Raw genomic sequence first — 24,075 nt, 5'->3', positions numbered from 1 at the left:
CGGAGTCATCCATGATCGTTGACCGTCAGGGCAGGCGCTTCCGCAATTTACGGATCAGTCTGACCGCCGCCTGTAATTACGCCTGTACGTATTGCGTGCCAGACGGCAAGCGCCTGGTCGCAGCGCAAGACGAGCTCTCGGCCGATGCGCTGGTGCGTGGCGTCGCTTACCTGATCGAAGCGGCGGGCATCGAACAACTGCGCATCACCGGCGGCGAGCCGCTGGTCAGTCCCAAGCTGGAAGCGCTGCTCAAAGGCGTTAGCACGCTGGGCCTGCGCGATATCAGCCTGACCACCAACGGTCAGCTGCTGGCGAAAAAACTGCCGATTCTGCTCGACGCCGGTATCCGCCGGCTGAACGTTTCCCTGGATACCCTCGACCCCAGCGCATTCCGCCGCATTGCGCGTGGCGGCGACCTGGCGACCGTGCTCGACGGTCTGGAACAGGCGCGGGCGGCGGGTATGAAAATCAAGCTGAACATGGTGCCGCTGCGCGGCCAGAACCTTGATCAAGTGCTGCCGCTGCTCGACTACTGCCTGGAGCGAGGCTTCGAGTTGCGCTTTATCGAACTGATGCGCATGGGCCACCTGGCCCGCGATGGCAACAGTTTCCAGCAGCAATTCATCAGCATGCCGGCGCTGTTGGAAATGATTGGCGAGCGCTACGAATACCAACAAGCCGACGCGCCGCTCGATGCCACCGCGCTGCGTTACCAAATTCCTGGTCACGGCTATTTCGGCGTTATCGCCAACGAAAGCGTGCCGTTCTGCCGCACCTGCTCACGCCTGCGCCTGTCATCCACCGGTTGGCTGCATGGGTGCCTGTCTTCGAGCAATCGTCACTACGTAGGCGATCTGCTGGAAAAACCCCGCCACCAAGCACTGCCAGCGCTGCAAGGGCTGCTGATGAAAGCGCTGGGCGACAAGCAAGAAGTCGCGTTCTCCGGCGGCGTGACGGTGATGAAGATCATCGGCGGTTGACCCGCAAACCGCGGTCTGGGGCTGTGTTCCACAGACGGCACGACGCCGCTTCGGCTAGCTCGCAAACTTGATCAGCACGATGCCGACCGTCACGGTAACCGCCGCGAGCAAGCGGCGGCGCCCGAAAGGTTCTTTGAACAGTAGCGTGGCGATTACCGCGCCAATGATCACGCTGCTTTCGCGCAGCGCCGCAATTTTCGCCACGTTATCCAGCGTCATCGCCCACAGCACCAAGCCATACGCTGCGCAGTAGGTCAGGCCGCCAAATACCGATACGCCACCGTAATGGCGAACATGCCGGACCAACGCCGGACCGCGCTGCCAGGCGGCGAATACTGGAATGGGCACGCTGAGCACCAAGGTGAAATACACCAGGTATTGCAACACGCCCTCGCTGCTGCGCACCCCGTGTGCATCGATCACCGTATACAACGCCACGCACACGCCGGCGGCCAAGGCATGACCCGGCGCTCGCCATTGCGGCGGCTGTCCCGTGCTGGGGCGGTGCAGCAAGCTCATAACGCCCAGCGACAACACCACCACGCCGGCAATGCCCAGCCAAGGCAGCCATTCGCGCAGCCACACGGCGGCGAACACCACCACGAGCAACGGCGGCAAGCCGCGCACCAAGGGGTACACCTGGCCGAAGTCGCCGAAGTGGTACGCGCGAATCAGAAAATAGCGGTAGAACAGGTTGACCACGGTGGACAGTGCGATGACGCCCCATACCTCAGTCGACGGCATGGGGACCAGTGGCAGCGCCGCCAGTGCAGCCAGGAACGCTACGCCATCGACAACGGCCATGGATGACACCCGGTCGCTGCTCGACTTCACCACCGCATTCCAACTGGCGTGCATAAAAGCAGAAATCAGTACCAGCACGGTGGCCAGGTTGGCATCCGACATACGACGGCTCTCAGGCAGGAAACGGCCAGCTTGCCAAGCGACTTGGCATCCATCCAATCGGTTGTAGGGTGAGCGGCTATCAGTGGCACTGATTCATGCTGCTTTGCGCTGTTTTGCATGTTTCGCGCCCCGCCATCGTTTCAGCCCAGTCTTAGTGCGGTAGACCCGGTTTTTCCGTCCCGGCCATCGTCAAAAACGCCGCTATCAACCGCGATTCCGCGCGCCGCTCCAAACACCCCAACATGTGCCGGTTCGTCAGTCCATCGCCCACCAACGGCACCGCAACCACTCTGGGGTCGTGGCTGAGTTCGACCGACGAAACAATGCCAATCCCCAAATCCGCCGCCACGGCTTCGGTTACGGCCTCCCGACTGTCGAGCTCCAACAGCACGCGCGGTTGCACGCCAGCGTGTTCGCAGGCTTGGTTAAACGTGCGACGGGTGATTGAGTTGGGCTCGCGCAGCACCATGATCTGCTGATCCAGTTGCTTGAGATCGATGCGCTTGCCGGCCAGCGGGTGCCCGGCTGGCACCAGCGCGCAGATTTGTGACGGCGACATTTCTTGCAGATGCAGGCCTTTGCGCGGCTCTACTTCGGTCATCACGGCAACGTCTGCGTGTTCGGAGAGCAGGGCGGCGAGGGTTTCCTGGGCATTGCCCAGGCGCAGGTTGACCACCACGCCGGGGTATTTGGCGCGCAGCTTGGCAATCATCGGCATCACACGATGGGGACCGTCGGCGGCGACTTCGAGACGGCCCGTAAGCAGCTGGCGGTTGGCTTCGAGCAGCACCTGAGCTTCTTCCACCAGGCCGAACATGGCGCGGGTAATGGCGGCCAGGCGCGTGCCTTCTTCGGTGAGTTCCACGCGGCGTGCCGTGCGCCGAAGCAAGGTGATCTGGTAATGCTCTTCGAGCATTTTCACGTGGCCGGTGACGGCCGGCTGGCTGATAAACAAGCGGGCAGCGGCACGGGTGAAACTGCCTTCGCGAGCGACGGCATCGAAGGCGCGAAGCTGGAATAAATTCATATCGGCGGCACTTATAGCTGAGATAACAACAAGCAATTTGATTGATGGTCATGACGATTGCAACCTGTGCGCGCTTTCAGCCACCGCCGCGAGATTGTTATGACCCCGACTGCGCCCGTCCTGCTAACGCCCGGTCCGTTGACCACTTCCGCCCGAACTCGCCAAGCCATGCTGATGGACTGGGGTTCCTGGGACGGTGACTTCAACCAAATGACCGCCAGCGTGCGGGAACAACTACTGGCCATCGTCCATGGCCAGGACTTGCATCATTGCGTGCCGTTGCAAGGCAGCGGCACGTTTGCGGTGGAAGCGGCCATCGGCACCCTGGTGCCAAGGGGCGGCAAGGTATTGGTGTTGGTCAATGGCGCATACGGGCAGCGGCTGGCGAACATCTGCCGAGTGCTGGGCCGCGCATTCACCACGTTTGAAACGGCGGAAGACCAGCCCACGACCGCTGACGACTTCGAGCGCTTGTTGCAGGCGGACAGCGCCATTACTCACGTTGCGCTGATTCACTGTGAAACCAGCACCGGCATTCTCAACCCATTGCATGACATCGCGCAGGTGGTGGCCAAGCACGGCAAACGCCTGATCGTCGATGCCATGAGCTCGTTTGGCGCCTTGCCAATCGATGCGCGTGAAGTGCCGTTCGATGCGCTGATTGCCGCCTCGGGTAAGTGCCTGGAAGGGGTGCCAGGCATGGGCTTTGTGTTTGTGCGCAAGCAGGCGCTGGAGCAGGCGGAGGGCAATAGCCCGTCGCTGGCCATGGACCTTCACGACCAGTACATCTACATGGCCAAGACCGGGCAGTGGCGCTTCACCCCGCCGACTCATGTGGTGGCGGCCTTGCACGAGGCATTGCTGCAATTCGCCGAGGAAGGCGGCTTGCCCGCTCGCCAGCAGCGCTATCAGGACAATTGCCAGACGCTGCTCGACGGCATGCAGCAACTCGGGCTGCGCAGCTTTATTCCGGCGGCCATTCAGGCGCCCATCATCGTGACGTTCCACGCCCCCGATAGCCCGAACTACGCGTTCAAGGCGTTCTACGAGCGGGTGAAAGCCAAGGGTTTCATCCTCTATCCCGGCAAGTTGACCCAGGTAGAAACCTTCCGCGTGGGCTGCATTGGCTGCGTGGATAGCCACGGTATGCAAGCCGCAGTAGATGCCATCGGCCAAGCCCTGCGCGAGATGCGCGCGCTCTGACTCACTCGTTTTATTGGAAGCCTTGCTATGAACTACACCAAGCCGCAAAAAACCCAGGCCGTGATTCTTGACTGGGCGGGCACCGTCGTCGATTTCGGCTCGTTTGCCCCAACACAGATTTTCGTCGAAGCCTTTGCCGAGTTCGACGTCCAGGTGTCTATCGACGAAGCTCGAGGGCCGATGGGCATGGGCAAGTGGGACCACATCCGCACGCTGTGCGACATTCCTGCAATCAGCGAGCGCTACAAGAAAGCGTTTGGGCGGGTGCCAAGCGACGACGATGTCACCGCCATCTACGAGCGCTTTATGCCGCTACAAATCGAAAAAATTGCCCTGCATTCGGCATTGATTCCGGGCGCGCTGGACACCATCACCGGGCTGCGTAAACAGGGCTTGAAAATTGGCTCGTGCTCCGGTTACCCGGCCGTGGTGATGGCCAGGGTGGTGGAGCTGGCCAGGCAAAACGGCTATGTGGCCGATCACGTTGTGGCGACCGACGAGATCCCCAACGGCCGACCACACCCGGCGCAGGCACTGGCCAACGTGATCGCGCTGGGCATCAATGATGTGGCCAGTTGCGTAAAAGTCGACGATACGATGCCGGGCATTCTGGAAGGACGTAGCGCGGGCATGTGGACCGTGGCGCTGGTGTGCTCGGGCAATGCGCTGGGGCTGACGTATGAGCAGTATCAGGCGTTGGAGCCGGAGAAGCTGGCGGCCGAACGTCAGCGTATTCAGGCGCTGTTTGCCGAGTCGCGGCCGCATTACCTGATCGACACCATCAACGAATTGCCACAGGCAATCGCTGATATCGACCGTCGTCTGGCCGCCGGCGAGATGCCCCAGGCCTGCTGATTAGCAGTGTGTGAAACGCCGGCCGAATTAGCCGGCGCTCTGCTTAATAAAGGAGGGCGTCGATTCCCTCCCTTCCTCACTGGCGTGAATGATTGCATATGCAACAGTTGCATATACAATCAACGCCATGGAAAGCGCCCGCAAGCCTCAAGGTTGTACCAACCTCAAACTCCGCCAGCTGAGCCGTATCGTCACGCGTCACTACGACAGCTATGTGGCGCAGTCCGGTCTCAAAAATACCCAGTACGCGCTGCTTTCCTACGTGGTGAAGCTGGGCCCCATTCGGCCCGGCGATCTGGCCAAGCACATGCACATGGATGCCTCCACGCTGAGCCGCAACATTCAACCGCTGGTTACCCAGGGTTGGCTGGAAGTGGGAGCGGGTGGCGATGCCCGCAGTCGTTTGGTGCGGGCGACGGAGGCGGGCAGGGCCAAGCGCGAGGAGGGCACTTTGGCGTGGAAGGAGGCGCAAACGGTGTTGAATGAGCAGCTCGGCGTCGAGCGAGTCGCGCTGCTTCATGAGCTGCTCGATGGCTGCATTGCCGCGCTCGGCGAGGAAGCCGATTTAGCGCGTTGAGCCTTGATGCATTTTTACACGGAGCTGGCCGACCGCTCGGCTCTGTCCTCGCCTCCGGGCTTCTTGCACTGCAGCCATAGGGGCGCTCTCGATGGAAACCACTGAACAAAATCGCCTGCCCGCACAAGAAAACCTGGCGTCGACCAAGACCCCAATTCGCCTGACCGGCGAGTTGCTGTTTTTGCTGGCAGGTTTCGCGGCGCTCGGTGCGTTGGCGACCAACATCATTCTTCCGGCATTCCCGGCGATGGCCGGCGACCTCGGCGCATCGGTGACGCAGTTGAGCGCCACGCTCAGCAGCTTTTTTCTCGCCTTTGCGGTGGGCCAGTTATTTGTCGGGCCGCTGTCCGACCGCTTCGGCCGTCGTCGGCTGGTGATGGCGGGCGTTGTGGTGTTTGTTGTCGGCAGCGCCATCTGCGCGATGTCGAACACCTTGTCCGTTCTTATCGCCGGACGAATCGTTCAAGCGCTGGGCGTTTGCGCGACGTCGGTGCTGTCGCGCGCCATCGCCCGCGATTTGTTCGATGGCGAGGAGCTGGCGCGAACGCTGGCGATGATCATGGTCGCGATGGCCGCCGCGCCAGGATTCTCACCGCTGCTCGGTGGGTTGTTCAGCTCCTTTTTCGGTTGGCGCGCGACGTTTGCGGTAGTGGCGATATTGGCGGTGGTGCTGGCCGTTCACTACGCGGCGCGACTAGGCGAAACCCATGGCGCGGACAACCGGGTGAAGCTCTCGATTGGCGCCATTCTTTCCAGCTACAAACACCTGCTGCTGGACCGCCGCTTTATTGCGCCGGCGCTGTCGGTGAGTTTGGTGATTGGCACGCTCTACGCGTTTTTCTCGATGGCGCCGGCGATTCTGATGGGCGGTTTCGGATTGTCGTCGCTGCAACTTGGCGTGTTCTTCGCCGCCACGGTTTTCGTGGTGTTTGGTGCTGGGTTTACGGCGCCGCGTCTGGTGCGCTTCAGAGGCCCGGCGTTCGTGGGTTGTTGTGGCATCGTAGCGGCGCTGGCGGGAAGCGCGGGACTGTTTGTTGCAGCCGACAACTTCGTGGCGTTCTGCGTGTCGCAGACGATTTTTCTGCTGGGCATGGGGCTGATCAACCCGCTGGGAACGGCCATCGCGCTGCATCCGTTCGGCAAACAGGCCGGCACCGCCTCGGCGCTGCTCGGGTTCTTGCAGATGAGTTGCGCCGCCGCCGCGATCATCGTCGGCGCCAGCCTCGGGCTTCCTGCGTATACCTCGTTTGCGGTGGTGTCGACAGGCGCGCTGGCGGCGTCGTTCCTGGTTTTCCTCGCGGTGAAGTGAGCGCTGTGGGCGCACCGAGTTGAAGCCTGGCGCGGAAGCTGCAAGTCTGCCCGTTATTCGCCGGCTTTCTGTCACCGGCGTGCGGAGACTCACCATGCGTAGCCTGATTATGCTGCTGACGCTGCTGGCCCTCGGGGGCTGCATGAAAGTCAGCGACTTGAGCGATGGCGCTCTCAATCAACTCAGCGATGCCGGCTTTCTCGACCACAGCGATATTCGCCGGTCGAGCCCATGGCGTTTGCAGGCCGATTCCTTCATTTATATAGCCCAGGGGCACTTCGTGCCGCCGGGCGGCCACGCGCCGCGCCCAAACATAGTGGCGGAACAGGCGTTCAATGGCTTTGTCGAATATTTTCCAATGGTCCGTCGTGCCAGGCAGCCGGCGGGCTTGGACGAAGCGCTGAGCCAGGCACGGGCGGCGGGCGCGAATTACTTGTTGTATACGCGGTTCGCTGGCGCTGATGATCGCATCGGCACCGAAGAGGAGTGGAACGACCAGGAAGCGCTGGATCGCCTGGGTGTCGACCACAGCGTGATTCAGGTGATGCTGATCGAGACCAACACGCGCTACCTGGTGGATACCGCGCGCATCCGTAGCCGTGGTGGTTTTCTGACGCTCTACGACAACAAGCCCGACGACTTGGTTGGGCCGCCCATGCAGGAATACGCGCGTCGTCTGCTGGGTTTGAATGAATAGAGAGGAGATGGCATGAGTGATCCAGGCAAGGCGGGCGACCTGCTCGGGCAAATTCCCAAAAGCAAAGGCCTGCCACCGGTGCACCTGTGGAATCCGGATTTCTGCGGCGACATCGACATGCGCATCGCCCGCGACGGCACCTGGTATTACCTGGGCACGCCGATTGGCCGCAAACCCATGGTGCGGCTGTTCTCCACCATCATCCGCCGCGACGGTGATGACTATTTTCTGATTACCCCGGTTGAGAAGGTTGGCATCAAGGTCGATGACGCGCCGTTCGTAGCCGTCAGCGTTGATGTGGAAGGCGAGGGCGAGGCGCAGGTGCTGCGCTTCACCACCAACGTGGAAGACGTGACCGAGGCGGGGCCGGAGCACCCGATGCGCTTTGTGATCGACCCGACGACCGAGGAGCCCGCGCCGTATGTGCATGTGCGCACCAACCTTGAGGCGCTGATTCACCGCAACGTGTTTTATCAGTTGGTCGAGTTGGCGGTGCCCCGCGACATCGATGGCCAAAGCTGGCTGGGTGTGTGGAGTGGCGGTGAATTTTTCCCCATCGCGCCGCAGCCGGATTGATGCCGCGAATAGGTGACGATTGCGCCATGTGGCTAATCGAAGTTTGTAGGAATCGAGGCTAAAGCCTCTCCCACAAAAAACACGATTTCTGTAGGAGAGGCTTCAGCCTCGATGCTTTGGCGTAATGGCCTCTTTGGCTTTGGGTTGGAATTCACGAGAAGCAGATCGAGCGAGCTAGAGCCGCGCAAGGCAAAAACGGTTTTTGAAGCGCAGTTGGCTGTAGCCAATGAGCATTCAGAAAGCGTTTTTAACGCAGCCCGGCCGACGCGCAGCCGATCGGGGCAGGAAAAAATAAGGGCTCCCGAGGGAGCCCTTATTTTTACCCAACGCTATCACATGTTGGGGTAGTTCGGACCGCCAGCGCCTTCCGGCGCCACCCAGTTGATGTTCTGGGCCGGGTCTTTGATGTCGCAGGTTTTGCAGTGCACGCAGTTCTGGGCGTTGATCTGGAATTTCTTCTCGCCGTTTTCCTGCGTCACGATTTCATACACGCCCGCTGGGCAATAACGCTGCGCAGGTTCGTCGTAGAGCGGCAGGTTTTTCTGCAGCGGAATGCTTGGGTCGATCAGCTTCAGGTGGCAGGGTTGTTCCTCTTCATGGTTGGTGTTGGAGAGGAATACCGAGCTCAGCTTGTCGAAGCTGAGTTTGCCGTCCGGTTTCGGGTAGGCAATTTTCTTCGATTCTGCAGCGGTCTTCAGGCAGGCGTAATCCGGCTTGTTGTCGTGCAGGGTGAACGGAATTTTGCCGCCGAACAGGTTCTGGTCAACGAAGTTGAACGCGCCGCCCAGCAGCGGACCGTACTTGTGCAGCGCCGCGCCGAAGTTGCGGCTGCGGAACAGCTCGTCGTACAGCCAGCTGGCTTTGAACGAGTCGACGTAACCGTTGAGCAGGTCGCCGCCTTCGCTACCGGCGAACAGCGCGTCGGCTACGGCGTCAGCGGCGAGCATGCCGGACTTCATGGCGGTGTGGCTGCCTTTGATTTTTGCGAAGTTCAGGGTGCCGAGGTCGCACCCGATCAGCGCCCCGCCGTTGAAGACCATCTTCGGCAGCGAGTTGAGGCCGCCTTTGCAGATGGCGCGAGCTCCGTAGGAAACGCGCTTGCCGCCTTCGAGGTACTGCTTGACCACGGGGTGATGCTTGTAGCGCTGGAACTCATCGAATGGCGACAGGTGCGGGTTGGCGTAGGACAGGTCGACGATCAGGCCAACTACTACCTGGTTGTTTTCCAGGTGATAGAGGAACGAGCCACCGGTGTTCTCGGTGCCGACGATGTCCAGCGGCCAGCCGGCGGTGTGCAGCACCAGGCCTTGCTCGTGCTTGGACGGGTCGATGTCCCAGATTTCCTTGATGCCGATGCCGTAGTGCTGGGCGTCGGCGTCGCGGTCGAGGTTGTACTTCTTGATCAGCTGCTTGCCGATATGGCCACGGCAGCCTTCGGCGAACAAGGTGTACTTACCGCGCAATTCCATGCCGGGGGTGTACACGCCTTCCTTCGGGTGGCCTTCGCGGTCTACGCCCAGGTCGCCAGTCAGAATGCCTTTGACCACGCCGTTTTCGTCGATCAGCGCTTCTTGCGCGGCAAAGCCTGGGTAGACTTCTACTCCCAGGTTTTCAGCCTGTTGCGCGAGCCAGCGGCAGAGGTTGCCGAGGGAGATGATGTAGTTGCCTTCGTTGTGCATGGTTTTGGGCACAAACAGGTTCGGCACTTTGATGGCGGCTTCGGCGTCTTTCAACATATAGATGTCGTCGCGCTTGACCGGCGTGTTGAGCGGGGCGCCAAGCTCTTTCCAGTCGGGGAAAAGCTCGTTCAGTGCGCGAGGCTCGAACACGGCGCCGGAGAGGATGTGGGCGCCGACTTCGGAGCCTTTCTCGACTACGCAGACGCTGATCTCTTTACCCGCTTCGGCGGCTTTCTGCTTCAGTCGGCAGGCGGCGGACAGGCCCGCTGGGCCGGCGCCAACGATGACGACGTCGAACTCCATAAATTCGCGTTCCACAGGCAATCTCCTACTCAGGCTCTATCTATGTTTTATTTGAGGATCGGGCTCGTTCCATGAGCTGTGTCGGCGCATTATATCCACGGACCCCGACGGGTCCAATACAAACGTTTGTTTGAATTTCTCAATAGCCTGCTAGAATCAGGTTTACACGGCTTAAAGTGGCCATTTTGTCGTATTGACCCGTTTGGGCGATACGGTCAAGATACGGGCGGTTTTGCGCTAGCCGTGCTGTAGGCTGACCGTCGGTTCCGGCCGACGAGCATCACCCGCCATTGTCTTTTGGCGACTTCTTATTCACCGGAGAGTAACGAGGAATCCATGAAGGTTCTTGTAGCTGTCAAACGAGTGGTTGACTACAACGTCAAGGTTCGCGTCAAAGCGGACAACTCCGGCGTTGATCTCGCCAACGTCAAAATGTCGATGAATCCCTTCTGCGAAATCGCTGTGGAAGAAGCCGTCCGCCTGAAAGAGAAAGGCGTGGCTACCGAGATCGTCGTGGTTTCCATCGGCCCGAACACCGCTCAAGAGCAACTGCGCACCGCGCTGGCTCTGGGTGCTGACCGCGCCATTCTGGTTGATACCGCGGAAGAGCTGAACTCGCTCGCCGTGGCCAAGCTGCTCAAGGCTGTTGTGGATAAAGAGCAGCCTCAGCTGGTCATCCTCGGCAAACAAGCCATCGACAGCGACAACAACCAGACCGGCCAGATGCTCGCTGCTCTCAGCGGCTACGCACAAGGCACTTTCGCCTCCAAGGTTGAAGTGGCTGGCGACAAGGTTAACGTCACCCGCGAAATCGACGGCGGTCTGCAGACCGTTGCGTTGAACCTGCCGGCTATCGTGACCACCGACCTGCGCCTGAACGAACCGCGCTACGCGTCGCTGCCGAACATCATGAAAGCCAAGAAGAAGCCGCTGGAGACTCTGACTCCAGACGCTTTGGGCGTCTCCACCTCGTCTACCGTCAAAACCTTGAAAGTTGAAGCGCCGGCTGCTCGCAGCGCAGGCATCAAGGTTAAGTCGGTTGCTGAACTGGTCGAGAAACTGAAGAACGAGGCGAAGGTAATCTAAATGACTATCCTGGTTATCGCTGAACACACCAATTCCGCCCTGGCGCCCGCCACCCTGAACACTGTGGCTGCTGCTGCAAAAATCGGTGGTGACATTCACGTACTGGTTGCTGGCAGCAATGCCGGCGCTGCTGCTGAAGCTGCTGCCAAGATCGCTGGCGTTTCGAAAGTGCTGGTTGCCGACAACGCGGCCTACGCTAACCAACTGCCAGAAAACGTTGCGCCGCTGATCGCTGACCTTGGCAAGAGCTACAGCCACATCCTGGCTAGCGCTACCTCGAACGGCAAAAACATCCTGCCGCGCGTTGCCGCTGCCCTGGACGTTGATCAGATCTCCGAGATCATCTCGGTAGAAAGCGCCGACACCTTCAAGCGTCCGATCTACGCCGGTAACGCCATCGCTACCGTGCAGTCGTCGGCTGCCGTGAAAGTGATCACCGTGCGTTCCACCGGTTTCGATCCGGTTGCGGCTGAAGGCGGTTCGGCTGCTGTTGAAGCAGTGAGCGGTCCGGCTGACGCTGGCAAGTCGTCCTTTGTTGGCGAAGAGCTGGCCAAGTCCGACCGTCCTGAGCTGACCGCTGCCAAAATCGTCGTTTCCGGCGGTCGTGGCATGCAGAACGGTGACAACTTCAAACACCTGTACGCACTGGCCGACAAACTCGGCGCAGCTGTGGGTGCATCCCGTGCCGCTGTCGACGCCGGTTTCGTACCGAACGACATGCAGGTTGGCCAAACCGGTAAAATCGTTGCGCCGCAGCTGTACATCGCGGTCGGCATTTCCGGCGCCATCCAGCACTTGGCCGGTATGAAAGACTCCAAAGTCATCGTCGCCATCAACAAAGACGAAGAAGCGCCGATCTTCCAGGTTGCCGATTACGGTCTGGTTGCGGACTTGTTCGAAGCTGTACCGGAGCTGGAAAAGCTGGTTTAACCCGCGCTTCCCGCCCAATAAAAAACCCGCTCACTGAGCGGGTTTTTTTATGCCTGACACCTTAGCCTTTCACGCTGTCCAGAAACGCCTGGTAGTGGCTGGCGGTTTCTTCTGGCCGCTCGATCATTGGCACATGGCCGCAGTCTTTCATGATCACCACGGTTGGCTTTTTCAGCAGCGGCTTCATCACCTCGATGCTCGACACATCCAGCACGCGATCCTTGTCGCCCCACAGCAGCAACGTCGGCGCCTGAATTTTTGGCAGCTCCGGTTCCAACGGAATGTAGCGCTCGCGCAGGTGGCTGAACACTTTGTCATTTTGCTCGCTTCTGGCGCTCGCCTGCTCAGCCATGTAGCGCTGCAGGTTCTTCGGCATCGCCGGTGGCTCAACGAACACGAAGGCCACCAGCTTGGCGAAGCTTTCGGCGTCACGCGCGACCAGTGGGTTCGGCTCGCCGCGTTCGAGCATTTCGTACAGCTCGCTTTTCTTCGGTGAGGTAATGCCGGCATTGTCCAGCAGGCCCACAGAGAGCACTTCATCCGGGTGGCGCGCGGCATACAGCGCGGCGATTTGGCCGCCCATGGAGTTGCCAATCACGTGCAGTTTTTTCAGGCCCAGAGTGTTTACGAAAGCGGCGACGCGTTCGGCTTGGGTGCCCACGTCGTAGCTGGCATTCGGTTTGCTGCTATCGCCGAAGCCGGGCAGGTCGATAGCGATCACTTGATAGCGCTTGGTAAAGAATTTGGCGAAGCGCAGCCAATTGTCTTTGTTGGCGCCGAAACCGTGAATCATAAGGATGGTTTCGCCATCGGCCGGGCCGCCCTGGTAATAGTGGATGCTCAGGTCGCCGACCATGGTCTGCTCGCTGCTCAGCCCGGCCGTTTGCCGTTCGGCGAATTGAGCCGTGGCCATCAGGGTGGCGGGGGAGAAGTACAGCAACGCGGCAATTGCTGCCACGCAGATCGCAAACCCAACGAGTAGTTTTTTCATGGACCGTCCTTATCGCCAATAATTATTTCAATTCGTCTAAGCTAGCATGACGCTGTGTGTTGTCGGCACACCAGGCCGCCACTCCCAACCAACGTTCAGTTCGGGAAACCCGCTGATGCAGATACGCCACCTTATCGCGCTGTTGTTGCTGCTCGCCGGTTTGCCAGGCTTGAGCGCTGCCGCTGGAAAGTGTGAACGCCTGGTGGCGACCGGCAACCCTGAATACCCTCCTTATTTATGGCGCGATCCGGCTAACCCCAAACAGCTGATAGGCGCCAACGCCGACTTGCTCAAACAGCTGGGTAAAGAACTCAATCTAACCATTGATGTGATCTACACCGGGCCGTGGTCGCGCGCGCAAGAAGAAGTGCGCACCGGCCGGGTCGACATGATTGCCGGCGCCTTCCTCACCCTGTCGCGCTTGGAAACCATGGATTACATCCACCCCGCGTTTCTGGAAACTGCCAGTGTGGTGTGGGTCAAACGCGGCAAAGGCTTCCCGTATGCCCAGTGGGACGACCTGCGCCTGCACACCGGCGGCACCTTGGTGAACAACAGTTTCGGGCAGGCCTTCGACCACTACGCCAAAGACAACCTCAGCCTGGAAACCGTACCGAGCCTTACCCAGGCGTACCAAAAGCTGCTGCTGGAACGCACCGACTACGTGTTGTATGAGCGTTACCCGGGCCTGGCCCTGGCCGAAACCCTGGGCATGGCCGCCGACCTCGAAGCCCTTGAACCGCCGATTTCCAGCGAAGGCCTGTACCTGACGTTGTCGTTCAACTCGGCTTGCAACGAGCCGTGGCTACGCGGACAACTGGCGAAAAAAATGACAGAATTGGCCGCCTCTGGTGCCCCGCAAGCCTTGCTGGAACGCAATCTTGAGCGTTGGAAAGAACAGCAATTGCAGGCGGCGACTCCCTCGAAACAGTAGGAATTTTTTGTGATTCATAGACGCACACTGGCAATCGCCGTGGCCCTTGTGGCGCTGGCCGGTTGTACCAAAGACCCCGCGCCGATCGAACAAATGCGCCTGACTGAACAGGCCGTCGCCCAAGCCAAAGCGGTGGGCGCCGACGAGCAGATTCCCGAGATGGTGCTGGCCGAACAGAAGCTGGCCCGCGCGCAGAAAAACATGAACGAGCAAGACTACAAACGCGCGCGCATGTTTGCCGAACAAGCCGAACTGGATGCGCGCCTGGCCGAGGGCCGCGTGCTCACTAGCAAAAGTGAAAAACAGTTGGCTGATCTGAACGCCCGCATCAAGCGCCTTCATAAACAACTGGGGGCGATGCAGTGAACCCGATTGCCTACCGCCTGTTTGCCGCCGCCGTGGCCACCGTGCTGCTCACCGGCTGCGCCACTGAACCGGATGCCGAGCAAAGCCTGGAAGCCGCCCGCGACAGCTTTCAGAAAGTCAAAGAAGACACCGACGCCCTGCGCTACGCCCCTCGCGATGTGATTCGCGCCGGCGACTCGCTGTCGCGCGCCGATCGTTTGTCCACCTACTGGGGCAGCGACGCTGACGTTCAGCATTACGCCTACCTGAGCCAGCGCTACAGCGCGATCGCCGCCGAGCACACCAAGCTCAGCGTCAATCAGGAGCGTCAGGCCAAACTGCAGATGGACGTTGAACGGCTGCAACTCAACCTGCGTGAAGCCAAGCTGTTGAGCGTTCAGCAGCAGGGCAAATGGCTGGAAGAACAGATCAATCTGGCCGCCACCGAAACCAACCGTGGTCTGGTACTCACGCTGGGCGATGTGCTGTTTGACGCCAGCGATGCCGAACTGAAACCTGCCGCCAACCGCACCTTGCTCAAGCTGGTGCAGTTCCTTCAGCTCAACCCCCGCCGCGTGGTGCGCGTTGAGGGCTACACCGACAACCGGGGCAGCCGCGACGAAAACCTCGAACTGTCCAAGGCGCGCGCGCAAGCGGTGGCCGATACCCTGATCGACTTGGGTATCGACGAAAGCCGTATCCAGGCCGTTGGCTACGGCGCCGATTTCCCCGTCACCGAAAACGCCTCCTCGCGTGGCCGCGCGCAGAACCGTCGGGTGGAAATTGTGTTCTCCGACGACCAGGGCAAGTTGGGCTCGGATCGATAGTCCGAGCGCCTCATACCCAGCCCCGGTCGTTCACAGCGCCCGGGGCTTTTTTATATCCAGCCTCCCAAACCCACCAGCGTCATCCTCGCGCACGCGGGGATCCAGGCTCGTCCACGAAACGGCGATCACCGTCCAACCTCGAACGAACAACATGACGCTAAGCACCGGCTGTCACCCCTGTTCTGTATGCAAAACAAAATCTGCAACTGTGCCGGTTCAGTTCTAAACTGTTTCGCTACTGTATCGGTGTTCACGCTCAATCAGGGAAAGCCGCCATGACCAGTCTGTTGCTCTATCAACGTATCGCCCAGCAATTGGCCGAGGATATCCGCCGAGGCGTGTATCAACCGGGCGAGCGCGTACCGTCGGTACGCAAGATGAGCTCACAGCTGAACGTCAGCCACGCCACGGTGTTGCAGGCTTATGCCAACCTTGAAGACCAGGGCCTGATCCGCGCGCGGCCGCAGTCGGGCTTCTACGTTCACCAAACCCCGGCGCTCACCGCCGCCACGCCCGACATCGCGCGAGTGGAACGCCCAGGACTTGTCACCCGCAGCAGCATCATCAATCAGGTATTGACCGAAGCCCGTCGCGAAGGGGTTTTCCCCTTTGGCGCAGCGGTGCCGCATGTGGATTATTTGCCGGTGCGCGCGCTGCATCAGCAATTGGCCAAGGTCACCCGGTTTCACAGCCCACGCGCCTTCAGCTACATGTTCAGCCCAGGCTTCGAGCCGCTGCGCCGCCAGGTGGCAATCCGTATGCGCGATGCCGGCGTGGTCGTTGACCCGGCGGAAGTCGTCATCACCCACGGCTGTGTCGATGCCCTGCAAATGTCCTTGCGCGTGCTGACCAAGCCCGGCGACCTGATCGCCACCGAGTCGCCGACGTATTACGGCCTGCTGCAATTGGCTGATTTGTTGGGCCTGAAAGTGATCGAAATTCCCAGCGACCCCACCACCGGCATCAGCCTGGAAGCCCTGCAGTTGGCGGCCAGCCAATGGCCGATCAAAGCGCTGGTGCTCACCGCGCGGTTGAGCAACCCGCTGGGCGGCACCATTCCGGAAGACCGGCAAAAACAACTGCTGCGCCAAGCCCGCGAGTTCGATTTCCATATTGTTGAAGACGACATTTACGGCGAACTGCTGTTCGAGCAAGGCCCGACCAAAGCGCTGAAATCTCACGACCGAGAAGGGCGCGTGCTGTATTGCTCGAGCTTCTCCAAAACCTTGTCGCCGGGCGTGCGCGTGGGTTGGATTGTCGCCAGCAAATACCAGGACGACATTCAGCGCCTGCAAACCTTCACCACCCATTCGGCGTGCAGCGTCACGCAAATGGGCGTGGCGGCCTACCTGGAAAATGGCGGCTACGACCGCCACCTGCGCTACATCCGCCACGAATACCGGAAGAACCTCAGCGCGTTCCAGTTGGCCGTGCAGCAGTACTTCCCCGAAGGCACGCAAATCACGCGACCTAAAGGTGGGTTCATTCTGTGGGTCAGCCTGCCTCGCCGCGTCAATACCAAAGACCTGCACGTACGGGCGCTGCAGCAGGGCATCAGCATTGCGCCGGGGCTGATCTTCAGCAACACCGAACAGTTCAACCACTGCGTGCGGCTGAACTGCGGCATTCCGTGGAACCGTGAGTCGGAGCGAGCAATTATGACGTTGGGAATGCTCGCCAATCAGCTTTGCCAAGAGACACCTAACCTCATCTGACCCCGTTCTCTGTAGGAGAGGCTTTAGCCTCGATGCTTTTAAAACCAAAGCATTGAGGCTAAAGCCTCTCCTACAGTTGTTTTACCCTGCCTCACATTTATTTTTTCGCCGTTAACCCCGCCCGCCAGACCCCTCCGTCTACCTGAGCGAATGGACCCCCAGGAGACGCCAGCATGGCTCACTATCTCGCTCTATCCCGTTTGCCCCTCATCTACGGTTTCGCCGGTGGCCTGGCTATCACGCTCAGTGCTTGCTCGGTCAAAGAAGCCGACTCGGTTGCCGCCCAGGCGCCCGTTGCGCCCGCGCCGATTACCTATTCCCGTGATGCGCTGGCCGAGCAGGTCGCGCCGGCCGAGGCCAAGAAAGCCGAGCCCAATGCCAGTTACGCGGCGGTCGCCGGCATGGTCAAACCGAGCCAGCGCATGGCCACGCCGCCGGCTGCCGATGCGCCATCGCCGTATTATCAAGACGCTAACCGCGAGCAATACCAGAAGCTCGCTGACAACCCGATCCACGCCGTCGCCCAAGACCCGGTTTCCACGTTCAGTATCGACGTCGACACCGGCAGCTATGCCAACGTGCGACGTTTCCTCAATCGCGGCCAACTGCCGCCGGAAGAGGCGGTGCGTCTGGAGGAGTTGGTGAACTACTTCCCCTACAGTTATCCGCCGGCCAGCGGCGACACGCCATTTGGCGTGAGCACCGAACTGGCGGTTACGCCGTGGAATGCCAATAGCCGTCTGCTGAAAGTCGCAATAAAAGCCTCCGACCTGCAAAGCCAAGCCATGCCGCCAGCCAACCTGGTGTTTCTGGTTGATGTGTCCGGTTCCATGGACCGCCCCGACGGCCTGCCGCTGGTGCAAAGCACGCTGAAGCTGTTGGTCGACCAGTTGCGCGCCGAAGATAAAGTGTCGTTGGTGGTTTATGCCGGTGATTCGAGCGTGGTGCTGGCGCCGACGTCGGGCAGCGAAAAGGCCAAGATCCGCGCCGCCATCGACCAACTGCAAGCGGGCGGTTCGACGGCAGGGGAGTCGGGCATTCAGTTGGCCTATCAACAAGCGCAGCAAGGCTTCGTGGCGAATGGCATCAACCGCATTCTGTTGGCCACCGATGGCGACTTCAACGTCGGCATCAGCGACTTCGACAGCCTGAAAAAGCTCGCCGAATACAAGCGCAAAACCGGCGTGTCGCTGACCACGCTCGGCTTTGGCACCGACAACTACAACGAGCAGTTGATGGAACAACTGGCCGATGCCGGCAACGGCAACTATGCGTACATCGACAACCTGCGCGAGGCGCGCAAGGTGCTGGTGCAACAGCTCAGTTCCACACTGATGACCGTGGCCAAGGACGTGAAAATCCAGGTGGAATTCAATCCCGCACAGGTCAGCGAATACCGCCTGCTGGGTTACGAGAACCGCGCCCTCAAGCGTGAAGACTTCAGCAATGACAAGGTCGATGCCGGCGAAATCGGCGCGGGCCACACCGTAACGGCCTTGTACGAAATCGTGCCCGCTGGCAACAAAGGCTGGCTGGAACCGCTGCGTTATGAGCAGGCGGCAAGCAAACGCGCCGCTTCCAGTGAAATGGCCCTGGTACGCATCCGCTACAAAGCGCCCGAGCAAAGCGCGAGCCGGTTGCTGGAAGTGCCCATTGCGGCTGACGCCGGTGCACCGGCCATCGCCCAGGCCAGTGCCGACCTGCGCTTCGCTGCGGCCGTCGCCGCCTTCGCCCAGCAATTGAAAGGCGGCCACTACACCCAAGGCTTTGACCTGGCTGCCAGCGCCGAACTGGCCCGTGGCGCCAAGGGCGACGACCGCTTTGGGCTGCGCGCCGAGTTCGTGCAACTGGTGGAACTGGCGCAGAGCCTGCAAACTGCGGCCACTCCTTCTCCTAAAACCCTGGCCAAGGTCGACTAGCGTGACAGCCGCTCCTTCACCTGACTCTTCTATTTCTGGCTCTGCCATTGGCGACGCTGAGTTGTTGCGTCGCTATCGGCACGGCGATAGCCAGGCGTTCGCTGAGCTGTATGCCCGGCATCGCCTGGGGCTGTTCCGTTTTCTGTGCGGCCTATGCGGCGATTCTGCTATTGCCGAAGAAGTGTTCCAGGAAACCTGGATGAGCCTGATCCGCAGCGAGTCGCAGCAACGCGAGGCGGTGCAGTTCAGCACGTGGCTGTACCAGATCGCCCGCAACCGGTTGATCGATTACTGGCGCAAGCACGGCAAGCGCCAGTACCTGCACGACGAATACGACGAGCAGGTGCACGCCGAGGCCGATCACCAGCCCAACCCGGAGCAGCAGCTCAGCCTGACCCGTGATCAACAGCGCCTGCAGGCGGCGCTGGATGATCTGCCGGCTGAGCAGCGTGAGGTGTTCCTGCTGCGCGCCCATGGCGACATGGACGTGAGCGAAATTGCGACCCTGACCCAAACCCCGGCGGAGACCGTGAAAAGCCGCCTGCGCTACGCCCTGAGCAAGTTACGACGGTTGCTGACGGACCCGGCCACCGCCGACGAGGTATCCCTATGACACACGAACCGCGTGACAGCGCCGAGCTGGAGCAGGCGATGCTCGAGCATTACCGCCGCCACAGCGAGCAAGCGCCGCCGCCTGATATGGACGCGCGCATTCTCGCCGCCGCCCAGGCTCAGGCCGACTCCTACAAACGTGCGCCTGCCGACGCGCCATTGTTGAGCCGCCTGCAAGGCTGGTTATTCGGCGGCAGCCAGCGTGCCCGCTGGTCAATGGCGTTTGCCAGCATTGCCACCTTGGGCATTGGCGTGGGCTTGGCGACGCGCACCATGGAACGGGCGCCGGAGCAGCAATACGACGCTGCGCCGATCACGTTGTCGACGCCTGCACCGGCGCCGGCCATGGCGCCGAACGCCGAAGCCGTTGACCCCGATGCCTTCTATGCCGCCGAGCCGCAAGCCGAGAAGAAGGCCACCGTGCAGGAGCGTGCCGCTGCTCGCCCGGAAATGCGCAAGCAAGCGCCGGCGGTCATCAGCGGCCAGTTGAACGAGCGGCTTAGCGACACGCAGGAGGCGCCAGTGTCGCCCGCTGCGCCGTTCGCCGACGCGGCGCCGAAGGCCACTGCCCCGGTATTGGCGCGAAAAACCTCAAGCGCCGACGCAGAGGTGCAACGTAGCCTGGAGCAGATTCTGCAATTGCAACGCGACGGCCATAGCGAGGCGGCTGAGCGGCAATTACAGGCGCTGCAACAGCGTTACCCGCAGCGGGACGTGCGCACGCAGTTGCAACAATTGCAGCACTCGCGTGGTCAGCAGTAGGAGGGCAGTGGTTACATCCTGCCCAGAGTGCACGCTTGCCAGGGAGGGCTGAGCGCGCGAGCATGTTGGCTTCTGCCGAGTTCGACCCGTAACCATGATGGCTATCCGATTCCTAGGGCTGTCGTTTGCCGTGCTGCTATTAGCCGCTTGCGACAAAGACCCGACCCCGCCAAAAGCGCCACCTGCGCCGCAAGTGCCGGCCGTGGAACAGCGTGAGCCCGCCGCTGAAGCGCCCAAGCCCGCGCCCAAGGTGGCCGATACACCGCGCATCAAACCGCTGGAACCCCTGATTGAAAGCAAACTAGAGCCGCTGCCGGAGAAAACGGCCAGCGCGCCAGCAACCGACAAGCAGCTCGCCGAGCCGAGCACACCGAAAACCGTGACGGTGCGGGCACCGCAACCGCCGGACAAAATTCAGCGCCTGCACGTTTCCAAGCCGCAAACCGCTGCCCAGCAAAAGGCCAGCGCCGCCGTGAAAAAAGCCCCGGTGCCGAAAGCCAAGCTCGACCTGCGTTTGCCCAAAGAGCTGGTTAAAGACCTTGAACCGAAAGTTGCCGTGACGCCGGGCGCCAGTGCCGCGCCGAGCAAGCCGGCTGACCCGGCGCTGCTGCCGCAGATGTTTGCCGACAAGCCGAGCGATGTGAGTCCGTTTGAGGTGGGCGGCAGGGTGATCACCAACGAGCGCAGCCGCGATCAGGACGAGGGGTATTTCGACGGCGCCGAGCTGCAATTCAAGTTCCGCCATTGATAGATCGAGCAACGAAAAAAGGCGCCCAAGGGCGCCTTTTTTTTGCAGAGCTAATTGCGACTAGGTCGCCGCTTTTTCCCGCCGCTTGAGCTGACGTTTCTTCCAGCTGCTACGCACCCACCAGCGCCAGTAGAGCATCGTCAGCGAATACCCCAACACACCGGCAATCAGCCCGGTGAGCAGCGAGCCCAGCAGAAAGGGCGCCAAAACTGGATGCCAGAGCATCTGAATCAACTCCCACGACGGATCGTCGAAAAAGTGACTGATGCGCGGCCAGACGGTGCCGGTAATTTCCCCCGCCGGTATCTGCATCACCCACGCGCCCAGCTTGTAGGTGCAATAAAACAGCGGCGGCATGGTGATCGGGTTGGTGAGCCACACCAGGCCCACCGAGATAGGCAGGTTGCCGCGCATTGGAATAGCCAGGGAAGCTGCCAACAGCATTTGCAGAGGAAGGGGGATGAATGCCGCGAACAAGCCGACGGCCATGGCGCGTGCGACTGAGTGACGATTGAGGTGCCAGAGGTTGGGGTCATGCATCAGCGAGCCGAGAAAGCGCAGCGACTTGTGCTCCCGAATCATCTCGGGATTAGGCATGTAGCGCTTAAACAGGCGGCGCGGCATAGGGCATCTCGGCAGGCGGAAAAAGGCGGATTATGCCCAGATTGTGCGGGCTATATGCGTTGACTTTGTGACAACAAATAAGCGCGCTGCGTTTGCTTTAAACGACGCAAAGGCCGCGCACACGGAGCACTAAAAAATGCGTACAGGGATGTTCGCGCTGGCGCTGGGTTTGTTGGCCCTGCGCTGGCTGCCGGCGTTGCCACCGGCTTGGCTGATCACAGTATTGCCGGTATTCGCTGGCTTGCTTTTATTCACTCGCGCGCGCCCGCTCGGGCTGGCGTTGTTGGGCTTTAGTTGGGCCTGCCTGTCGGCGCAATGGGCTGTTGATGACCGGCTAGCGCCTGAGCTCGACGGCCAGACCCGCTGGCTGCAAGGCCGCGTGGTCGGCCTGCCGGCGCAAGGCAACGGCGCGGTGCGCTTTCAGCTTGAAGCAGTCAGCGCCCGGCGCGCGCAGTTGCCCTCGCGCATGCGCCTGACCTGGCACGGCGGGCCGCCCATTCAGGCCGGCGAAACCTGGCGGCTGGCGGTCACGCTCAAACGGCCGCGCGGGTTGATCAATCCACAAGGCTTCGACTACGAGGCCTGGCTGCTGGCCCAACGCATCGGGGCGCAAGGCTCGGTTAAACACGGCGAGCGCCTGGCGGCAGCTAGCGGCCCTTTGGCCTGGCGCGATGCGGTGCGCCAGCGGCTGATGAGCGTGGATGCCTTTGGCCGCCAAGGCGGGCTGGCCGCGCTGGTGCTGGGCGACGATTCTGGCCTGTCGAGCGCCGACTGGCGCGCCTTACAAGACACCGGCACCGTGCACCTTCTGGTTATCTCCGGCCAACATATCGGTCTGTTCGCCGCGCTGCTCTACGGGCTGGTCGCGGGCTTGGCGCGTTTGGGGCTGTGGCCGCAGCGCCTCCCGTGGTTGCCCTGGGCCTGCGCCGCCGCTGGGTTCGGCGCATTGGGCTATGGGTTGATGGCCGGCTTTCAGGTGCCGGTGCAGCGCGCGTGCGTGATGGTGGCGCTGGTGCTGATCTGGCGCCTGCGGTTTCGTCACCTCGGGGCGTGGCTGCCGCTGCTGATGGCATTGAATCTGGTGTTGCTGGCCGAGCCGTTGGTCAGTTTGCAGGCTGGATTCTGGTTGTCGTTCGCGGCGGTGGCGGTGCTCATCTGGGTATTCGGCGGCCGTCTTGGCGCCTGGCCGTGGTGGCGCACGTGGACACGCGCGCAATGGACGATGAGCATCGGTTTGCTGCCGCCAATGCTGGCGCTGGGGTTGCCCATTAGCGTCACTGGGCCGTTGGCCAATTTGCTCTCGGTGCCGTGGGTGAGCCTGGCGGTCGTTCCGCTGGCTTTGATCGGCACGCTTTTATTGCCGGTGCCATGGCTGGGCGAGGCAGTGCTGCAGGTAGCCGGCGGTTTGCTGGAGCTGCTGTTTCGTTTCCTGACGTGGGTGGCGCACTGGCAGCCGGCCTGGCTACCGCAGCAGGTGACGCTCGGCGTTTGGGTGTTGGGCGCCCTCGGCGCGTTGCTGGCCTTGGCGCCAGCCGGTGTGCCGGTGCGGGTGCTGGGGCTGGTGATGCTGGTGCCGCTTTTCTGGCCGCCGACGACCTCCATTCCCAGCGGCCAGGCCGAGGTGCTGCAATTGGATATTGGTCAGGGCCTGGCGGTGCTGGTGCGCACGCGCAACCACGCCATGCTCTATGACGCCGGCCCGCGTCACGGCGACTTTGATAGCGGCGAACGGCTGGTGGTGCCCTCGTTACGCAGCCTCGGGGTCGGTCGGTTGGACACGCTGCTGATCAGCCATGCCGACAACGATCACGCCGGTGGCGCGCTGGCGGTGCAACGCGGTGTGGCCGTGGCCGACGTGCTCAGCGGCGAACCGGCTAAATTGCCTGAGTCGCTCAACGCCCAGCCATGCATCAACGGCGCGCACTGGGAATGGGACGGCGTGTATTTCCAGACCTGGCGTTGGCCCCAGGCGAAAACCGGCAACCAGGCCTCGTGCGTTTTGTGGGTGATGGCCAACGGTGAGCGTTTGCTGCTCACCGGCGATATCGACGTCGCCGCCGAAGCGGCATGGTTGGCGGCTCATCCCGGCCTTGGCGCCGATTGGTTGCAGTCGCCTCACCACGGCAGCCGCACTTCGTCGTCGTTGGCGTTTCTGCGCACCGTGGCGCCGCATTCGGTGCTGGTGTCGCGCGGCGCGCACAACGCCTTCGGTCATCCGCACCCGCAAGTAATGGGTCGTTATCAAGCCCTTGGTTTGCAGGTATTGGACAGCGTGGAGCAGGGCGCCCTGCTCATTCAGTTGGGCGCTTTCGAGCCGGCCAGCGGCCTGCGCAAAGAAGCGCGATTCTGGCGGGAAAAATGAGAACCGCGACGGTCGGCGAGCCCACGGCCCTATGCTAGAGTGGCGCCACTTTTGTAGGGGCTATCCGATAAGGCCCGTAAAACCCGGCTATACCAGGCCGTTTTAAAC

The 24,075-nt window shown here is 61.3% G+C and carries 23 protein-coding genes; 18 read left to right on the top strand and 5 right to left on the bottom strand.

Translation table 11 applies throughout. The annotated features are described in order from the left end of the window. The first annotated feature begins 11 nt into the window (after positions 1–11). A complete protein-coding gene (locus ACZZ0Q_RS15800; RefSeq protein ID WP_463541646.1) occupies positions 12–980 on the top strand; it encodes a GTP 3',8-cyclase MoaA in 969 nt (322 codons plus the stop codon). A gap of 54 nt (positions 981–1,034) precedes the next feature. On the opposite strand, the gene ACZZ0Q_RS15795 is transcribed toward ACZZ0Q_RS15800, so the two are convergent. Both ACZZ0Q_RS15795 and ACZZ0Q_RS15790 read right to left on the bottom strand, forming a co-directional pair. Next, positions 1,035–1,886 (bottom strand): EamA family transporter, encoded by an 852-nt coding sequence (locus ACZZ0Q_RS15795; RefSeq protein WP_463541647.1) that lies wholly within the window; start codon positions 1,884–1,886, stop codon positions 1,035–1,037. A gap of 151 nt (positions 1,887–2,037) precedes the next feature. Next, the gene (locus tag ACZZ0Q_RS15790) at positions 2,038–2,913 is read right to left on the bottom strand and encodes a LysR substrate-binding domain-containing protein (protein WP_122451392.1); all 876 of its coding nucleotides are present in this window, start codon (positions 2,911–2,913) and stop codon (positions 2,038–2,040) included. A gap of 99 nt (positions 2,914–3,012) precedes the next feature. Between ACZZ0Q_RS15790 and ACZZ0Q_RS15785 the strand changes: the two genes are divergently transcribed. The 6 genes from ACZZ0Q_RS15785 (at position 3,013) to ACZZ0Q_RS15760 (ending at position 8,130) form a co-directional block, all read left to right on the top strand. After that, complete coding sequence (locus ACZZ0Q_RS15785) at positions 3,013–4,116, top strand: 2-aminoethylphosphonate--pyruvate transaminase (RefSeq protein ID WP_463541648.1); 1,104 nt, start codon at positions 3,013–3,015, stop codon at positions 4,114–4,116. A gap of 27 nt (positions 4,117–4,143) precedes the next feature. Then, a complete protein-coding gene (gene phnX, locus ACZZ0Q_RS15780; RefSeq protein ID WP_463541649.1) occupies positions 4,144–4,971 on the top strand; it encodes a phosphonoacetaldehyde hydrolase in 828 nt (275 codons plus the stop codon). A 127-nt stretch (positions 4,972–5,098) separates the two neighbouring features. After that, positions 5,099–5,548: a MarR family winged helix-turn-helix transcriptional regulator gene (locus ACZZ0Q_RS15775; protein WP_463541650.1), complete on the top strand. Its 450-nt coding sequence runs from the start codon at positions 5,099–5,101 to the stop codon at positions 5,546–5,548. A gap of 10 nt (positions 5,549–5,558) precedes the next feature. Next, positions 5,559–6,857, top strand: coding sequence for a multidrug effflux MFS transporter (locus tag ACZZ0Q_RS15770; RefSeq protein WP_463561030.1), 1,299 nt, complete (start codon positions 5,559–5,561; stop codon positions 6,855–6,857). 94 nt (positions 6,858–6,951) lie between these two features. After that, entirely contained in the window at positions 6,952–7,554 is a 603-nt protein-coding gene (locus ACZZ0Q_RS15765; protein ID WP_463541653.1) for a DUF4823 domain-containing protein, read from the top strand. Positions 7,555–7,566: 12 nt separating this feature from the next. After that, complete coding sequence (locus tag ACZZ0Q_RS15760; RefSeq protein ID WP_463541654.1) at positions 7,567–8,130, top strand: DUF1285 domain-containing protein; 564 nt, start codon at positions 7,567–7,569, stop codon at positions 8,128–8,130. Between the two features lie 332 nt (positions 8,131–8,462). Here the strand turns inward: ACZZ0Q_RS15760 and ACZZ0Q_RS15755 are convergent, their stop codons facing one another. Beyond that, the gene (locus ACZZ0Q_RS15755; protein WP_463541655.1) at positions 8,463–10,127 is read right to left on the bottom strand and encodes an electron transfer flavoprotein-ubiquinone oxidoreductase; all 1,665 of its coding nucleotides are present in this window, start codon (positions 10,125–10,127) and stop codon (positions 8,463–8,465) included. A gap of 321 nt (positions 10,128–10,448) precedes the next feature. On the opposite strand from ACZZ0Q_RS15755, the gene ACZZ0Q_RS15750 reads away from it, so the two are divergent. Both ACZZ0Q_RS15750 and ACZZ0Q_RS15745 read left to right on the top strand, forming a co-directional pair. Continuing rightward, entirely contained in the window at positions 10,449–11,198 is a 750-nt protein-coding gene (locus ACZZ0Q_RS15750; RefSeq protein WP_463541656.1) for an electron transfer flavoprotein subunit beta/FixA family protein, read from the top strand. Then, positions 11,199–12,128, top strand: a complete 930-nt coding sequence (locus ACZZ0Q_RS15745; RefSeq protein ID WP_463541657.1) for an electron transfer flavoprotein subunit alpha/FixB family protein — start codon at positions 11,199–11,201, stop codon at positions 12,126–12,128. A 61-nt stretch (positions 12,129–12,189) separates the two neighbouring features. Here ACZZ0Q_RS15745 and ACZZ0Q_RS15740 read toward each other — a convergent pair whose 3' ends face one another. Beyond that, positions 12,190–13,119, bottom strand: coding sequence for an alpha/beta fold hydrolase (locus ACZZ0Q_RS15740; RefSeq protein WP_463541658.1), 930 nt, complete (start codon positions 13,117–13,119; stop codon positions 12,190–12,192). Between the two features lie 115 nt (positions 13,120–13,234). Between ACZZ0Q_RS15740 and ACZZ0Q_RS15735 the strand changes: the two genes are divergently transcribed. The 8 genes from ACZZ0Q_RS15735 to ACZZ0Q_RS15700 all read left to right on the top strand — a co-directional run bounded on the left by ACZZ0Q_RS15735 (position 13,235) and on the right by ACZZ0Q_RS15700 (position 20,981). Continuing rightward, positions 13,235–14,053 carry a substrate-binding periplasmic protein gene (locus ACZZ0Q_RS15735; RefSeq protein WP_463541659.1) on the top strand — a complete coding sequence of 273 codons (819 nt, stop codon included), beginning with the start codon at positions 13,235–13,237 and terminating at the stop codon, positions 14,051–14,053. 12 nt (positions 14,054–14,065) lie between these two features. Further along, positions 14,066–14,419, top strand: a complete 354-nt coding sequence (locus ACZZ0Q_RS15730) for a DUF4398 domain-containing protein (protein ID WP_241000653.1) — start codon at positions 14,066–14,068, stop codon at positions 14,417–14,419. Beyond that, complete coding sequence (locus ACZZ0Q_RS15725; protein ID WP_463541660.1) at positions 14,416–15,225, top strand: OmpA family protein; 810 nt, start codon at positions 14,416–14,418, stop codon at positions 15,223–15,225. The genes ACZZ0Q_RS15730 and ACZZ0Q_RS15725 overlap by 4 nt, the downstream gene beginning before the upstream one ends. Positions 15,226–15,500: 275 nt before the next feature. Next, a complete protein-coding gene (locus tag ACZZ0Q_RS15720; protein WP_463536395.1) occupies positions 15,501–16,940 on the top strand; it encodes an aminotransferase-like domain-containing protein in 1,440 nt (479 codons plus the stop codon). Between the two features lie 173 nt (positions 16,941–17,113). Then, positions 17,114–18,859, top strand: a complete 1,746-nt coding sequence (locus ACZZ0Q_RS15715; RefSeq protein WP_463541661.1) for a vWA domain-containing protein — start codon at positions 17,114–17,116, stop codon at positions 18,857–18,859. A 1-nt stretch (position 18,860) separates the two neighbouring features. Then, positions 18,861–19,472, top strand: coding sequence for an RNA polymerase sigma factor (locus ACZZ0Q_RS15710; RefSeq protein WP_463541662.1), 612 nt, complete (start codon positions 18,861–18,863; stop codon positions 19,470–19,472). Beyond that, positions 19,469–20,233 (top strand): hypothetical protein, encoded by a 765-nt coding sequence (locus ACZZ0Q_RS15705; RefSeq protein WP_463541663.1) that lies wholly within the window; start codon positions 19,469–19,471, stop codon positions 20,231–20,233. The genes ACZZ0Q_RS15710 and ACZZ0Q_RS15705 overlap by 4 nt, the downstream gene beginning before the upstream one ends. A gap of 94 nt (positions 20,234–20,327) precedes the next feature. Further along, positions 20,328–20,981: a hypothetical protein gene (locus tag ACZZ0Q_RS15700; protein WP_463541664.1), complete on the top strand. Its 654-nt coding sequence runs from the start codon at positions 20,328–20,330 to the stop codon at positions 20,979–20,981. A 60-nt stretch (positions 20,982–21,041) separates the two neighbouring features. On the opposite strand, the gene ACZZ0Q_RS15695 is transcribed toward ACZZ0Q_RS15700, so the two are convergent. Next, positions 21,042–21,605, bottom strand: coding sequence for a DUF2062 domain-containing protein (locus tag ACZZ0Q_RS15695; protein WP_463541665.1), 564 nt, complete (start codon positions 21,603–21,605; stop codon positions 21,042–21,044). A gap of 136 nt (positions 21,606–21,741) precedes the next feature. On the opposite strand from ACZZ0Q_RS15695, the gene ACZZ0Q_RS15690 reads away from it, so the two are divergent. Beyond that, a complete protein-coding gene (locus tag ACZZ0Q_RS15690) occupies positions 21,742–23,967 on the top strand; it encodes a DNA internalization-related competence protein ComEC/Rec2 (protein ID WP_463541666.1) in 2,226 nt (741 codons plus the stop codon). Positions 23,968–24,075 lie beyond the last annotated feature (108 nt).

Source organism: Pseudomonas sp. AC070 (genome assembly GCF_979258635.1).
Note: the sequence above shows the minus strand (reverse complement) of the source record. Positions and strands in the feature narration are given on the sequence as shown.

Excerpts from the sequence above, each read along its gene's own strand:
- ACZZ0Q_RS15775 (WP_463541650.1), top strand. The coding sequence starts at position 5,099 with ATGGAAAGCGCCCGCAAGCCTCAAGGTTGTACCAACCTCAAACTCCGC.
- ACZZ0Q_RS15760 (WP_463541654.1), top strand. The coding sequence starts at position 7,567 with ATGAGTGATCCAGGCAAGGCGGGCGACCTGCTCGGGCAAATTCCCAAA.
- ACZZ0Q_RS15715 (WP_463541661.1), top strand. The coding sequence starts at position 17,114 with ATGGCTCACTATCTCGCTCTATCCCGTTTGCCCCTCATCTACGGTTTC.
- ACZZ0Q_RS15705 (WP_463541663.1), top strand. The coding sequence starts at position 19,469 with ATGACACACGAACCGCGTGACAGCGCCGAGCTGGAGCAGGCGATGCTC.
- ACZZ0Q_RS15745 (WP_463541657.1), top strand. The coding sequence starts at position 11,199 with ATGACTATCCTGGTTATCGCTGAACACACCAATTCCGCCCTGGCGCCC.
- ACZZ0Q_RS15800 (WP_463541646.1), top strand. The coding sequence starts at position 12 with ATGATCGTTGACCGTCAGGGCAGGCGCTTCCGCAATTTACGGATCAGT.
- ACZZ0Q_RS15785 (WP_463541648.1), top strand. The coding sequence starts at position 3,013 with ATGACCCCGACTGCGCCCGTCCTGCTAACGCCCGGTCCGTTGACCACT.
- ACZZ0Q_RS15720 (WP_463536395.1), top strand. The coding sequence starts at position 15,501 with ATGACCAGTCTGTTGCTCTATCAACGTATCGCCCAGCAATTGGCCGAG.
- ACZZ0Q_RS15790 (WP_122451392.1), bottom strand. The coding sequence starts at position 2,913 with ATGAATTTATTCCAGCTTCGCGCCTTCGATGCCGTCGCTCGCGAAGGC.
- ACZZ0Q_RS15750 (WP_463541656.1), top strand. The coding sequence starts at position 10,449 with ATGAAGGTTCTTGTAGCTGTCAAACGAGTGGTTGACTACAACGTCAAG.
- ACZZ0Q_RS15700 (WP_463541664.1), top strand. The coding sequence starts at position 20,328 with ATGATGGCTATCCGATTCCTAGGGCTGTCGTTTGCCGTGCTGCTATTA.
- phnX (WP_463541649.1), top strand. The coding sequence starts at position 4,144 with ATGAACTACACCAAGCCGCAAAAAACCCAGGCCGTGATTCTTGACTGG.
- ACZZ0Q_RS15765 (WP_463541653.1), top strand. The coding sequence starts at position 6,952 with ATGCGTAGCCTGATTATGCTGCTGACGCTGCTGGCCCTCGGGGGCTGC.
- ACZZ0Q_RS15690 (WP_463541666.1), top strand. The coding sequence starts at position 21,742 with ATGCGTACAGGGATGTTCGCGCTGGCGCTGGGTTTGTTGGCCCTGCGC.
- ACZZ0Q_RS15735 (WP_463541659.1), top strand. The coding sequence starts at position 13,235 with ATGCAGATACGCCACCTTATCGCGCTGTTGTTGCTGCTCGCCGGTTTG.
- ACZZ0Q_RS15795 (WP_463541647.1), bottom strand. The coding sequence starts at position 1,886 with ATGTCGGATGCCAACCTGGCCACCGTGCTGGTACTGATTTCTGCTTTT.
- ACZZ0Q_RS15740 (WP_463541658.1), bottom strand. The coding sequence starts at position 13,119 with ATGAAAAAACTACTCGTTGGGTTTGCGATCTGCGTGGCAGCAATTGCC.
- ACZZ0Q_RS15695 (WP_463541665.1), bottom strand. The coding sequence starts at position 21,605 with ATGCCGCGCCGCCTGTTTAAGCGCTACATGCCTAATCCCGAGATGATT.